At 65.9% G+C, this 13,539-nt stretch carries 13 protein-coding genes; 2 read left to right on the top strand and 11 right to left on the bottom strand.

Annotated features, from left to right (window positions below):
• Nucleotides 1–47: 47 nt before the first annotated feature.
• From idi to ACDC67_RS00330, 11 genes are all read right to left on the bottom strand, one after another.
• Nucleotides 48–632 carry an isopentenyl-diphosphate Delta-isomerase gene (idi, locus tag ACDC67_RS00380; RefSeq protein WP_376689858.1) on the bottom strand — a complete coding sequence of 195 codons (585 nt, stop codon included), beginning with the start codon at nt 630–632 and terminating at the stop codon, nt 48–50.
• Complete coding sequence (locus ACDC67_RS00375) at nt 622–2,901, bottom strand: hydroxymethylglutaryl-CoA reductase, degradative (RefSeq protein WP_376689857.1); 2,280 nt, start codon at nt 2,899–2,901, stop codon at nt 622–624. The genes idi and ACDC67_RS00375 overlap by 11 nt, the downstream gene beginning before the upstream one ends.
• Before the next feature lie 7 nt (nt 2,902–2,908).
• Entirely contained in the window at nt 2,909–3,970 is a 1,062-nt protein-coding gene (locus tag ACDC67_RS00370) for a mevalonate kinase family protein (protein ID WP_376689856.1), read from the bottom strand.
• Nucleotides 3,967–4,944 carry a diphosphomevalonate decarboxylase gene (gene mvaD / locus ACDC67_RS00365; protein ID WP_376689855.1) on the bottom strand — a complete coding sequence of 326 codons (978 nt, stop codon included), beginning with the start codon at nt 4,942–4,944 and terminating at the stop codon, nt 3,967–3,969. Before mvaD ends, ACDC67_RS00370 begins: the two co-directional genes overlap by 4 nt.
• A gap of 151 nt (nt 4,945–5,095) precedes the next feature.
• Entirely contained in the window at nt 5,096–6,421 is a 1,326-nt protein-coding gene (locus ACDC67_RS00360; RefSeq protein WP_376689854.1) for a sensor histidine kinase, read from the bottom strand.
• Nucleotides 6,418–7,449, bottom strand: a complete 1,032-nt coding sequence (locus tag ACDC67_RS00355; protein ID WP_376690537.1) for an SAM-dependent methyltransferase — start codon at nt 7,447–7,449, stop codon at nt 6,418–6,420. Before ACDC67_RS00355 ends, ACDC67_RS00360 begins: the two co-directional genes overlap by 4 nt.
• A complete protein-coding gene (locus ACDC67_RS00350; RefSeq protein WP_376689853.1) occupies nt 7,446–8,012 on the bottom strand; it encodes a DUF2878 domain-containing protein in 567 nt (188 codons plus the stop codon). The genes ACDC67_RS00355 and ACDC67_RS00350 overlap by 4 nt, the downstream gene beginning before the upstream one ends.
• Nucleotides 8,009–9,292 (bottom strand): class I SAM-dependent methyltransferase, encoded by a 1,284-nt coding sequence (locus ACDC67_RS00345; RefSeq protein WP_376689852.1) that lies wholly within the window; start codon nt 9,290–9,292, stop codon nt 8,009–8,011. The genes ACDC67_RS00350 and ACDC67_RS00345 overlap by 4 nt, the downstream gene beginning before the upstream one ends.
• On the bottom strand, nt 9,289–10,038 hold the full coding sequence (locus ACDC67_RS00340; RefSeq protein ID WP_376689851.1) for a DUF1365 domain-containing protein: 750 nt from the start codon (nt 10,036–10,038) through the stop codon (nt 9,289–9,291). The genes ACDC67_RS00345 and ACDC67_RS00340 overlap by 4 nt, the downstream gene beginning before the upstream one ends.
• Entirely contained in the window at nt 10,031–11,272 is a 1,242-nt protein-coding gene (locus tag ACDC67_RS00335) for an NAD(P)/FAD-dependent oxidoreductase (RefSeq protein ID WP_376689850.1), read from the bottom strand. The genes ACDC67_RS00340 and ACDC67_RS00335 overlap by 8 nt, the downstream gene beginning before the upstream one ends.
• Nucleotides 11,269–12,180, bottom strand: coding sequence for an acyl-CoA desaturase (locus ACDC67_RS00330; RefSeq protein ID WP_376689849.1), 912 nt, complete (start codon nt 12,178–12,180; stop codon nt 11,269–11,271). The genes ACDC67_RS00335 and ACDC67_RS00330 overlap by 4 nt, the downstream gene beginning before the upstream one ends.
• 198 nt (nt 12,181–12,378) lie before the next feature.
• Between ACDC67_RS00330 and ACDC67_RS00325 the strand changes: the two genes are divergently transcribed.
• Together ACDC67_RS00325 and ACDC67_RS00320 are read left to right on the top strand one after the other, a co-directional pair.
• A complete protein-coding gene (locus ACDC67_RS00325; RefSeq protein WP_376689848.1) occupies nt 12,379–12,876 on the top strand; it encodes a nuclear transport factor 2 family protein in 498 nt (165 codons plus the stop codon).
• A complete protein-coding gene (locus ACDC67_RS00320; protein WP_376689847.1) occupies nt 12,873–13,397 on the top strand; it encodes a chalcone isomerase family protein in 525 nt (174 codons plus the stop codon). Before ACDC67_RS00325 ends, ACDC67_RS00320 begins: the two co-directional genes overlap by 4 nt.
• The last annotated feature ends 142 nt before the right edge of the window (nt 13,398–13,539 follow it).

The following is a 13,539-nucleotide window of genomic DNA, read 5'->3' as shown; positions in this document are numbered from 1 at the left end:
TCGGGATTTGTTTGAAAATTGGTGCTTGGTAATTGGTCATTACGAGATCATTCCAGCAGTCGCTCGACCCGCTCCCAATATTCTCGCCGCAGTTCGCGCCACTCCATCCGGAACCACGGGGTGACATCGGCTGACTCGTCGTCGACCAGTGCGTCCACCTCGGCGGGGGTGAGAAACCGCCAGCCGGCGATCTCGGAGGGATTGGGTCGCACATCGTCTTCGCGCGTGCGGCCGATATAGACCCAGCACAATTCGTGCTCGGCGCCCAGGTCGAGGTAGTTGGCCTGGTAGCGGAACTTGTAGACGAACTCGACTTCGGCGGTCACGCCCAGTTCTTCTCGGGTGCGCCGCACGGTCGCCTCGTCCATCTCTTCGCCGGCGCGCGGATGCGAACAGCAGCTGTTGGCCCAGTACAGCGGCCACAACCGCTTTTCGCCGGCGCGCTGTTGAATCAGGAGTCGACCCTGCGCGTCGAACAGGAACACCGAAAAGGCGCGGTGCAGAATACCGTCACCATCGTGGCACGCGCCCTTCGACAGCGTCCCGATCTCCCGATCATCCTCGTCGACCAGGATCAGCTTCTCGTTGTCGGACGAAACCACGCGGGCCGGTCCGGCCTGCTCAAGCGCCACCGATCCGTACCTCCAGCGCGTTGTAGCCGGCCGCGCGGATGGCGCGAGCGACCCGCGCGCTGTCGTCGGGACACAGCGCGATGATCGACCCGCCGCCGCCACCGCCGGTGAGCTTCGCGCCCACTGCACCATTGCTGCGCGCGACCTGCAGCAGTTCCTCGAGCTCCCAGCTGGAAACCTGCATGGCGTTGAGCAGGCCCTGGCAGACGTTCATCAACTCGCCGAGCGTGTCGTAGTCGCCGCTTTTGAGCGCATCGAGGCCGTTGCCCGCCAGTGTGTCGATCTCGTCGAAGATGCGCTCGTAGAGCCGTGGGTTCTTCTTCCAGGCCTCGCGCACGCGCGCGACGGTGCGCGCGGTCAGGCTCTCGACGCCGCTCATGCCGATGACGATGGGCAGCGGCTCGGTCACCTCGATGACTTCCCGCTGCGGCTGCTCGCCGTTGCGGAAGAGCATGAATTCACCCCAGGTCGCGAGCGTGTTGTCGATGCCCGAGGGCGTGCCGTGCGCGACTTTCTCGCATTCGAAGGCCAGTTCGTTGATGCGCTCGTCGCTCAGGCCCAGCAGGAAATGGGCGTCCATTGCCCGGATGACCGCGACGGCCAGCGCCGCCGAGCCGCCCAGCCCCATTGCCCTGGGCACGTTGGGAAAGACCTCGATGCGCATGCCGCGGCCCTGCAGCCCCAGCGCCTCGAGCACGCGCCCCATCGAGCGGGCGAAGGACTGCGGGTGCTTGGCATTGAAATCCAGGCGCTGCTCCACGCCCCAGCGCGGGATGATCAGCTCCACGCCCTCGCGCGCGTCTTCCACTCGCGCCTGGATGGCCAGGGGAATCGGCGCGGCGATGGCGCGGCGACCGTAGACCACGGCGTGCTCGCCGAGCAGGATGACCTTGCCGTGGCCGGCCCCGAGCTTTTCGCCCTCGAGCGTTTCCCCCGCCTTATCCGATTCGTTGCCCTCGATCGTCACGGTCGAAGGTTCGCTCTGCGCGCGAACCTCCGTGATGATCTCCTCGGCTTTCCATATCTTGATCTCACCCGAGGCGATCAGGCGCTCGACCACCGTGTCGAACAACTCCGGCGGCGTGCCGGCGGCCGTCGCCACCGAGCGCGCGTGCAGGGTCATATGGCCCTGCTGGATACCCTCGGTGACGAGCGCGCGAATGGCGGAAAAATTCTGGGCCAGACCCACGGCACCCATGACCTCGGCCAGTTCCCGGGCCGACTCGACGCCCAGCATGCGCATGTTCAGCGCAACGGTCGGATTGGTCTGCAGCGGGCCGCCGACGGTGCCGACCTTGATCGGAATCTCCAGCTCGCCGACCAGGGCGCCGTCGTCGTCCTTGTACCACTGCGTCAGCGAGGCATAGCGACCGCCGCGGGCGGCGTAGGCGTGCGCGCCCGACTCGATCGCGCGCCAGTCGTTGCCGGTGGCCAGGGCAACGGCGTCGATCCCGTTCATGATGCCTTTGTTGTGGGTCGCCGCCCGGTAGGGATCGATGCGGGCGAAATCGTTGGCCACGATGATGCCGTCGCGCACCTGCTCGCCGTCGAAGCCCTTGCCGGTCAGCCCCTCGACCGGGATGCGTACCCGCGCCTTGACCAGGGCACGGTCGGTCAAGTTGGAGAGAATGCGCAAAAAGACCCGGCCGTCGGCGATGTTCTCGACCAGCGAAGCGACGCCCTCGCACATCGTGTTGACCAGGTTGGCGCCCATCGCGTCGCGGGTATCGACCAGCAGGTGCACCACCACCATGTCGCCGCCGGGCCCCTGCGAGGGGTGAATGAACACCTCCAGGTCTCGGGCGCCGCCGCCGCGGGCGATCATCTTCGGATGCAGGCTATTGGCCAGGTTGAGGATCTCGTTCTTTCGCTGCAGCAGCGCGGCCTTGGCGCGCGCCGGGTTGGCCACGTCGACGATCTGGATCTGACCGATCAGCTGCGGCTCCATGCTCTCGACAGTAAAGCCGCCGGACTCGCGCGCCAGCTTGGCCGCCGAAGACAGGGCGGCCACGATCGAGGGCTCCTCGACCACCAGCGGCACGACGTATTCCTTGTCGTTGATGAGGAAGTTCAGACCCAGGCCCACCGGCAGGCCCATGACGCCGATGACGTTCTCGATCATCTTGTCGGCAAGTTGCACCGACAAGGTGTGTCGACCGGATTGCAGATCCTTGTAGTCGTCCGGGGTCAACAGACCGCGATCGCGCACCATCCGCACGCGCTCAGGCACGGACATCTTGTAGAAGCGGGGAATCCGGGATCGTTCCATCAACTCATCACTCTGTGGTTACCTGCACGCCCTGCGCGGCCGGACGAATCGGCAGCATGCTCAGCCCGGCCTGCCGGCAAAGATGCTGCATGCGCGGCCGGAAGGACGCCTCGCGCGAAGCGGCCAAACCCAGATCGCCACCGCCGGCGCCGCAGGGCTTGTAGACCCCACCCAGCAACTCGGCCAGTCCGGCGGCGATCCGGTGCTCGGTGGTGACCACCTCGCACCCGACCAAATCGTTCATTTTACCCATTATTTCGCCGTAATCGGACCAACGGGCGATAATTTCGCCCACGTCGCCGCGCTCGACCGCCGCCAAACCCGCGCCGGACACAGCCGTCATCTCTCCGAGCAGGCGCCCATGCTCGCGCGGTGCGGTCTCGCGCGAGCGGCGCCAGGCGGCCAGCAAGTCGGTGGTGGAAGCGGGCTCTCCGGCCCAGACGAAGCAGGTCTCAATCCCCTTCGGCAGAGCCAGGGGCCGAATCTCGACTCGCTCGCCGACGATACGGTAGCCGAGCAGGCCGCCGCAGACGCTGGCCGCCAGGTCGATACCACTGCCGGCATTGCCCTGGGCCGCGCGCCCCGGCACGAGCAGGCGCGCAACGGTATCGGCTGGCGTTTCTTCCCCGTTGCCCCCGGCAAAGGCCGCGTGCAGCACCGCATCGATGGCAACCGCGGTGGCCGCGCTTGAGCCCAGGCCGAGCTTCACCGGCCGCGACCGGTCCGAATCGAACAACTCGGCGGTATCGACACGCAGCCGGAATGGCGTCACCTTGCCCCCCAGTGCGCGAACATGATCCAGCACGCAATCGACCAGAGCGGCCGTTCTCGCGAACGGTTTCGGCAACTCGTCCCGCCACCGCGGCCGGCCGTCGTCACCGAGTTCGAAGCGCGCCGGCGCGGTATCGAGCTGAGGCGCTTCGAGGCGACAGTCCGCCGGACTGCAGAGCTTCAGATCGACGCGGCAACGCCGGTCGACCGCCAGAACGAGCGCGGGTGCGCCCTCGAGCACAGCGTATTCGCCCAGCAAGACGACCTTGCCCGGCGCCGTTGCGACCCAGGATGTCACGGCAGGGCCTCCGTCGACGCGCCGAGCCCGAGCGCGGTCGTGACAATCTCGGCCACCCCCGCCTGATCGCGCAGGACCGCCGCGACCTGCTCGCCCTGCCCGGGCAGGCAGACGGCCTTGACCTGCGGGCCGGCGTCGATCGTGAAGAACACGCCCGTGCCCTCGGCACGCAGGGCCCGCACGGCGTGAATACACGACAGCGTGGCGGCGTTCCAGTAGATCAATCCGGGCCGGGCAGCCAGCATCGAGGCGTGCATCTTCAGCGCACTATGTTCGCTCACTTCGGCCAGGGCCTCGAAATCACGCGCCGCGATCGCCGAACGCGCTTTATCCAGATCGTCGGACACCGTTTCCACCCAGGCCGGGTAGTAGGGCGAGGTCCGCATGGTGTGGTTCATGCCGTCTCTTGACCCCACGGCCTTGCCGCCCGAATCGGTGATCGCGACCACGACCTCGAGGGGCCAGTCGCCGGCCGACAGCAGGGGATGGGCTACAGCGTCGGCGCCGTCGTCGCGACGACCGGCGTCCATCTCGACGAAACCGCCGAAGATCGAGCGCGCCGCCGAACCCGAACCCCGCCGCGCCAGGCCGGACAATTCCCGCCCGGAAAGATCCAGGCCGAAGGCACGGGCGGCGGCCAGCACCAGCGCGGCGAACCCCGACGCCGACGAGGCCAGCCCGGCACCGGTCGGAAAATTGTTGCGGCTCTCGACTCGGCAGGCCGCCGTTTCGCCGGCGCGCTCGCGCAGAAGGTCGAGCACCGCGGATACGCGGCCCGGCGCCTGCTCGGCACCGTCGAGCGTGAAGCGGTCGCCTTCGAGCGAGGGATCGGGCACAACGGTGGTCCGGGTTTCGAGGCCGGCCAGGGTGATCGAGATCGACCCGGCCGCCGGCAGGTTCAACTGCTGGTCGCGCTTGCCCCAGTACTTGACCAGCGCGATATTGGCCCCGGCCCGCGCAGTGGCTTGATTCATCTAGCTTTGGTGTGTGCGTAGCGCCAAGGGGCATGATAAGCGCTTGTGCCACACTATGGCAGTGGGAGTGAAGGTTTCAGGTTTCAGGGTTCAGGTTTCAGGGGTGGCTTCGATCAGGTTTTCCTGAAACCTGAACCCTGAACCCTGAAACCTAGTTCTCACTGAACGGCTTGAAACTCGCCTGCGGGAATTCAACGCGGATCTCGGTGCCCGCACCCAGTTCGCTGTCGGCGTGCAGGTGCCAGCCGAAGCGGTCGCAGAGGCGACGGACGATCGAAAGCCCCAGGCCGTAGCCCTCGTTGGAGCGGTCGTGTCCGCGGTAGAACGGCTCGAACATGCGCTCGAGGTCCGTCTCTGCCATGCCGCATCCGGAGTCCTGCACCGTCACGCCGTTGCGGTCGATGAGCACCTGCACGTGACCCTTCTCGGTGTAGCACAGCGCGTTGCGCAGCAGGTTGGTGAACACGATGGCCAGCACCCGCTCCGGGGCACTGATCTCGAGCAGGCCATTGGCGCGCACGGCCGTGGACACCTCCGGACGATCGATCGCCGATGCCAGCTGATCGAGCAGGTCCGCCAGCATGTCGTTGAGCACCACCGACGACCAGTTCAGCCGCGACTCGCTCTCGCGCGCCAGGATCAGCAGGGTTTCAACCAGGGCCTCCATGTCGCGCACCGTGCGGTTCATGCGATCGACCGTCTTGGCGCGCGCCTCGGGGTCGGACTGTTTTGCCAGCAGGCCGATATTCGAGCGCAGCACGGCCAGCGGCGTGCGCAGCTCGTGGCTGGCGTTGCGGGTGAAGTTCCGTTCGCGCTGGATGAAGGATTCCAGCCGGTGAATGAACTGGTTGAAAGCGTTGATCAGGGCCAGCGTTTCGGTGTCGGTGGTCTCGCCAAAGCTTTCCTCGCTGAGTTCTTCGAGCTTGCCCGAGCGAAAGTCGTAGTTCCGCACCGCCTCGGCCAGCTGCACCACCGTCGAAACCGCGCGCCGCGACATGACGTAACCGATCCAGGTCAGCAGGTAGATCAGCAGCAGCACCCCGGTCAGCGGCGCGATGCCGAAGTACCACGCCAGAGAAGACACCTGCATCTCATCGAACACGAGGTAGAGACGATCGTCCCCGCGTTGGGACACGTGGATGACGGGCATCGAGTCGTCGTGGCGATGTCCCCGCCGGAATCCGGGCGCTTCATCGCGCAGCCATTCGGGCACGTTGGAAGGATCGCCGTCGACGGCGAGGTAAGCCGTCAGGTTATTGGTATCGGGGCGCGGAAACTCCGGGTTTTCAGTGTAGCGGTCCCAGAAGTACTCCGCCTCGCCGTTGAGCGCCTCCTGCACGAGGACCCGCTCGACCACCCAGGCGGCGGCATAGACGCCGAGCACCGTCGCCACACTGATCGCCAGGACCTGCAGCAGGAAAACCCGGACAAGGCGGGTGCGCAGACCACCGGTGAGCAGACGGTTAAGCGGTTTCATCGCGCCTTGCGAAAGAGAAAATGCCCCACCAGCCACTGGCGGCCGCGATCAAAGCCGAACAGTTCCTCGCAGGCCATGAAAAAGATGCGCCAGCGCTGCTGCCACAGCGCGGCATCGTCGCCGTAGGCTTCACGCATGACCGCCCGCACCTGGCGGCGGCCCTGATCGAGGTTGTCGAGCCAACCGCGGGCGGTTCTTGCATAGTGCTCGCCCGAGTACAGCCAGCGTCGCTCGATGACCACATCGTCGGCGAAGTGTAACAGCGTGTCGGCGGCGGGCATCAGGCCGCCGGTAAAGAAATACCGCCCCATCCAGTTGCCCTCGCCCTGCGTTTCGAAGGGGTAGGCCAGGAAACGATGGCAGAAGATATGGACGAACAATCGCGCGTCAGGCTTCATCCACCCCGAGATTCGCTCGAGCAGCTGGCGATAATTGCGCACGTGCTCGAACATCTCGACCGACACGACCCGGTCGAACTGCCGCTCGAGCGTCAGCTCGTTGACGTCGCAGGTGATGACCTCGACATTGTTCAGTGCCAGTTCCTTTGCACGCGCCTCGATGTGCCGACGCTGCGAGTTCGAGTTGGACACCGCCGTGATGCGGCTGGCCGGGAACTGCGCCGCCATCCACAGGGTCAGCGAGCCCCAGCCGCAGCCGAGTTCAAGGATGTCCTGGCCGTCGACCAGCCCGGCGTTGCGGCAGGTCTGGTCGAGCATGAGCGTCTCGGCATCGTCAAGGTTGTCGACCCCGGGCGGCCACAGCGCGCTCGAGTACTTGAGCCGGCGCCCGAGCACCTGCTGATAGAAGGCGGCGGGAACCTCGTAGTGCTGTTCGTTGGCCGCATCGGTCTGGATGGCAATTGCCGATTCCGACAGTTCCTCCATCAGGGCCTGGTAGCGCTCCGATTGCGCCTCCGGGTCGTCGATCCGTTCATCGCGCAGGCGTCGTTTCAGCAGCGCGCGAATGCCGCGCCGTATCAGGAAATCGGGAACAAGGCCTTTCTCGGCCAGTTCGATGGGCTTCATCAGGTCACGCTCCGGGAGATGGATTCGTTGGGCTTGCGTCGATCGTGCTTGCCGGGACTGCGCCGAGCCAGCCAGAACAGGGCGGGCAGAACCAGGCCCCAGCTCAGGCCCGTGGCGAGCACCACCTGCCAGGCCGGCGCCAGCCATTCGACCGCACCGAAGCGCGATCCGGCAAAGTAGGACATGGGTGAACCGACGGCGGCAAGCAGGCCGATGAGCAAAAGCCGTCCCTTGAACACGCTCATCGAGTGATTGAGGACCAGGGCCAGGGCCACCCACAGCAGCAGGATCCAGAACGGCGCGAACTGGTCCGAAGGCCACGGCATGGCGAAAGCGAGCAGCCCGACTTGCACCCACAGCGTATCGAGCGCGAAGCCAAGCCCCAGGCACAGCGCGATCATGCGCCAGTCGTTGGGGTGGCGGCGCCGCGGCTGCAGCTGCCAGAACACCAGGGCGAGAACGACCGCCGGCCCGGTCCAGCCGGCGATGCCCCAGGCCGCGCCGACGACGCAGGCCGGCCAGCTGAGCTGGAAAAGGCCCTGGTTGATCCAGAAATCGCGCTTCATGCAAGCAACTCGCCGCCGCTCAGCCCGGACTCGGATGCGGGCCGCCACCCGGGCCCGGCCAGCAGCAGGTGAACGTCGCTGATGGCGCGTTCCCGGAAGCCGCCCTCGCAGTAGGCCAGGTACCACAGCCAGCGGCGGCGGAAGGTCTCGTCAAAGCCCATCTCGCGGATGCGCTCCCAGTCGGCCTCGAAGCGCTCGCGCCAGGCTGCCAGGGTACGCGCATAGCTGGCACCGAAGTCGGCCAGCTCGACCAGGCCGAGGCGGCTGGCGCGCGCCATGGATTGGGTGATGGCACTGACCGAGGGGATGAAGGCACCGGGAAAGATGTAGCGCTTGATGAAGTCGACCGATTTCAGGGCGCCGGCGTAGCGGTAGTCCTCGATGGTGATCGCCTGGATCAGGGCCAGGCCGTCGGGGCTGAGCAGCTCGTCGATCTTGGCCAGGTAGGTATCGAGGTACTGGTGACCGACCGCCTCGATCATCTCCACGGAGACGACCTTGTCGTACCGGCCCTCGAGCGCGCGGTAGTCGCGCGTGAGCAGCGTGATGCGGTCTTCCAGGCCGGCACTTCGAACCCGCTCGCGGGCAAATTCGTACTGTTCCTGCGAGATGGTGGTGGTCGTGACGCGGCAGCCGTAATGCTCGGCGGCGTGAATCGCCAGGCCGCCCCAGCCGGTACCGATTTCGAGCAGGTGGTCTCCTGGGCCGAGTTCGAGCTTGCGGCAGATCCGGTCGAGCTTGTTGACCTGCGCGCGCTCGAGCGTGTCGTCGTCGGCCAGGTAGAGCGCGCTGGAATACATCATTCGCTCATCCAGCCAGGCGGCGAAGAAATCGTTGCCGAGATCGTAGTGGGCGGCGATGTTGCGCCGGCTGCCCTTGAGACTGTTGCGGTTGAAGGCGTGCCACAGTCCAAGGAGGCGATTGGCCAGGCGGGCCGCCACGGTCTCCATTTCGTCGAGCAGGTGGCGATTGCGCGTGAGCACCTGGACGACGGCCACCGGATCGGGGCTGTCGAAAAGCTGCGCCATCCAGGCCTCGGCCGCACCGACGCTGCCGCCGCCGGCAAGCAGGCGCCAGAAGCGCAAGTCCCGAATCAGCACGGTGGCTTGCAGGGCGTCGTCGGCATTGCCGAGAACGTACTCGCCGTCGGCGTCCTGGATCGTGAGCCGACCCTGCTCGATCGTGCCCAGGCGCGCCAGAACCCGCCCGCGCAGCCAGCGATCCAGCCCACCGCCGTCGCCGGCTTCGAGTTCGTCGATCATCCTGTCCGAATGCGTCATTGCGTCACCTTGTCGGGGTGGGAGTGGAACGGCACCCGCTTGAGCCAGAGGCGCAGGGCCTGCCAGTAGATTCCGACAACCACCCGGGCGGTCATCAGGGGAAACTTCAGCGGCATCCGGCGCATCGTCTTGGTCGTCATCGGCTCCAGCGCCAGCCGCATGCCGGCCGCGAAGCATTCTCGGCCCGAGTCGATCAGGCGCATGTGAACGCCCAGGCTCTGGCCCTCGATGCGAAAGCGCCAGTCATAGTGAATCGACATCGGCATGAAGGGCGAGACGTGAAAGGCCTTGTCGAAGTCGAAGCGATACTCCGGCCCCGGCTGCTCGCGGCAGTCGAGCACATAGGCATGGCGCTCGTTCCAGGGCGTGTTGTGCACCTCGGCGACAATGGCTTCCAGCGCGTCGTCGGCGCCGAGACAGAAGTAGAAGCTGACCGGGTTGAAGCAGAGCCCCCACTGGCGCAGGTGCGCGAGGACGAAGACGCGGCCCCGCGGTCGGTGACCGGTGACCTCGGCAACGCGCGCAATCACGACCTCGCGCAGCGGCTGATCGTGCGGGGGCAGGAAATCGCCGCGCCTGAAGCTCACCAGGTTGCCGCGCCCGACCGACCACAATCGACTGCGTCCGAACACGGCTTCGACGCGATCGATGTCGAGCAGGGTATAGCTGGTGCGATAGGCGAAGCGGTGTACCTTCGGCGAATGCCGCCGATGCCAGATCCGGCCGGTGGCGATGGCGTTATCCATGGCGCGCACCGATGTCGTCGATCACGCGCCGCGCGCTGCGCGCGCCGTCCTCGTGGAATCCCCAGCCCCACCAGGCGCCGCAGAACCAGGTCCGCCGCAGGCCGTTGATATCGCGCCAGCGCGACTGGGCGGCGACCGCCTCGGGCGTGAACACCGGGTGCGTGTAGTTGCGGCGCACGAGAATATGCTCGGGATCGATGCGCTCGGTCTGGTTGAGCGAGACGATGAAATGCTGCCGGCTGTCGATGCCCTGAAGCAGGTTCATGTAGTAGGACACGCGGCACTGGCTGCGTTCCCGGCCGTCGATGTGCACGTTCCAGGCCGCCCGGGCGGACGGCTGGGCCGGCAGCACGGACACATCGGTGTGCAGGACGACCTCGTTGGGCTGGAAGTCGAACGCCGAGAGCACGCAGCGCTCGACCGGGCTCGCATCCTCGATCAGGCGCAATGCCTGGTCGGCGTGGCAGGCGAATACGGCCGCATCGAAGCAGGCATCGTCGTGCGGCGTGCGAACCCGAACACCGCCGTCGTGGCGTTCGACAGAGCGCACCGGCGTGCCCGTGACGAACCGCGCGGGGCAGCTTCGCGCCGCCTCCACGTAACGCCGACTCCCGCCGCGCACCGTCTCCCAGGCCGGACGGGCACCCAGGGTCAGCATGGAATGATTGTCCATGAACGCCAGCAGGTGTTTCATCGGAAATTCGGTGACGTCGCCCATCGGCGCCGACCACAACGCCGAGGCCATCGGCAGCATGTGCCGGCTGGCGAACATCTCGCCATGATCACTCTGGCTGAGCCATTGACCCAGGGTCACGTGCTCGTCGAGCTCCTGCAGCAGCGCCGGAGCGCGCCGGTAGAAGCGGGCGATGTCGAGCACCATGCCGTGAAAGCGGGGATTGAACAGGTTGCGACGCTGGCAATAAAGCCGCCCCAGCGTGCTGGCGTTGTAGGCCAGCCCGGAGACCGCATCGCTGACGCCGAAGCTCATGTCGGAGGCGGCCGACTCGACGCCGAGCGTGTCGAACCAGTCGGTCAGGAGCGGATAATGCGCCCGGTTGAATACGATGAATCCGGTGTCGATCGACTGCGTCGCGCCCGCGTCATCGACGAGCTGGGTGTCGGCATGTCCGCCGAGCCGGTCTTCGGCTTCGAACACGGTCACCTCGTGCTGCCGGGAAAGGTGCCAGGCCGCGTAGAGTCCCGACACGCCGGCGCCCACGATCGCGATCTTCATGGTGCGACTCGACGCGCCGCGCGAATCCGCGCCGGCACCGGCTTGAGGCCGCGCACCAGGCCCACCCGGCTCATCGTCCAGAGCAGGTAGTAGCTGATGTCGATTTCCCACCAGTAGAAGCCCTGGCGGGCCGAGCCGGGGAAGTGGTGGTGATTGTTGTGCCAGCCCTCGCCGAGCGTGAGCAGGGCAAGGAAGAAGTTGTTGCGGCTGTCGTCACGGGTGGCATAGCGGCGGCTGCCCCAGACGTGGGCGAGGGAGTTGATGGTCAGGGTCACGTGGATCAGGACCACCGTCGAGACGAAATAACCCCAGACCAGCAATTGCCAACCGCTGGTCTCGAGTCCCGGCGCCCACCAGTTCAAGACGGTACCGAGTCCGAACATGAACGCCGCGTAGAACACCGGCACCAGCAGATCGTAGCGATCGAGCCAGCGCAGCTCGGGGTAGACGACGAGGTCGGGGATTTGCTCGGCGCGCGTCTCGAAGTTCTCCCGGCACAGGAACCAGCCCATGTGGCTCCACCAGAAACCGTGTCGCGGCGCGTGCACGTCGTCGTCGGTGTCGGCATGCTTGTGGTGATGCCGGTGGTGAGCCGCCCACCACAGCGGCCCGCGCTGGGTGGCCGATGCGCCGATCAGCGCGAACAGGAACTGCACCGGCCGGCTGGTGCGAAAGGTTCGATGCGCGAAGTAGCGGTGGTAAAAGGCGGTGATGGCGAACATGCGCAGAAAATAGCTGAGCACGAAGACCACGACGGCGGTTGTCGAGACACCCACGAACAAAACGCCCAGGCAGGCCAGGTGCAGGCCGATAAAGGGGACGATACGAAACCAGTCGACGCGACGAGGATCGTCGGCGCCGTCGCGCAGGCGCTGTCGGGAGTCGAACCAGGCAAGAAACTGCTGCATTACTTAAAGGGACTCGGATTCCAGTTGCCGCCGATTAGACGCCCGGGGCCATCAAGTCGACGTGAAACTCGCCCTTCACTCGCGCTCAACGCGCCGGGGCGCATCATCGCGACCATGAATTCTCCAACTATTTTCAAACGCTGCACGGCCGCCTTCCTCCTCCTCGGGGCGACGGCTGCCTGCGCGGGGAGCGGATCGATGACCGATAGCCGAACGGTCGAGGCCTATCACGAGGCGCTCGAGCAGATCCCGGGGCACAGCGCGGGTATCGACAGCGGTGTCGCCTCGTTCCGGCAGACATTTTCCGACCTGACGCGAGACGATCTTGCGCGGCGAATCGGCGAGCTCTACGCCGAGGATTTCTACTTCAACGACACCGTCCACATCGCCCGCGAACGCTCGGAGCTGGTCGACTACATGGCCCGAACGGGCCAGACGCTGGAGCAGAACCGGGTAGAGGTGCACAAGGTCATCCGTGACGGTGCCGACGTCTACGTGCGCTGGGAAATGACTTTCCGGACCCGCGCCCTGGGCAAGCGCGTGGAATCGCACTCGATCGGAATGACCCATTTGCGCTTTGACGAAGACGGACGGATCGTGCTGCACCAGGACTTCTGGGACAGCGGCAGCGCGCTCTACGCCCACCTGCCGGTGGTCGGTTTCTTCGTGCGCCGCGCCCAAGGTGCAATGGAATGATGCGCTCGGGCCTGGCCGTCCTCCTGCTCGCCGCCGCATCGGGCGCGGGCGCCGCGGCCGACGCGGGCGATCTGACGCGCTGCTCCGAGGTCGAGCTGAAGGTCATCGGCCTGTTCAGCGTGGGCACCGCCAGCCTGCACCTGGCCGATTGCGACGAAGCCGATCGCGTCCTCGAGCGGGTTCCGAAGATGTTCTCGCTCGAACTCGACCGCGATATCGCCGGCGAGGACCTGATCGAAAGCGCCAACGAACTGCTGGTCGAAAACCTCGACGTCGACACGCCCGACGCCCTGCCCGGGGAACTGAGCTGCCTGGCCAATGCCTACGTCGACGCCAGCGAGGGCGAACGCTTCGACGTCGTGTACCAACCCGACGAGCGACTGGCCCTGTACCGCGACGACAAACTGCTGCGCGAATGCCCCGACGACGGGCACGGCCACGAATACTTCCAGATCTGGTTCGGCGAAGAACCCTTCAACGACAAGATGAAGCGGCGCTTGCTAGAGCGAGCTGGCCGATGAAGCCTACAAAAATACAAAATTTATCCACAGATGAACACAGATAAACACAGATGAAAAACTCCGCTGTTTGATCGATTGAATGGCACCGACCGCCGGGCTTCACGAATCCCAAGGCGCTAGTGGGCCATGCGGCACTCAGAGA

Origin of the sequence: Wenzhouxiangella indolica (assembly GCF_042310355.1) — a bacterium.
GTDB lineage: Bacteria > Pseudomonadota > Gammaproteobacteria > Xanthomonadales > Wenzhouxiangellaceae > Wenzhouxiangella.
The sequence above is the reverse complement of the archived record's forward strand: the minus strand, read 5'-3'. Positions and strand labels throughout refer to the sequence as shown.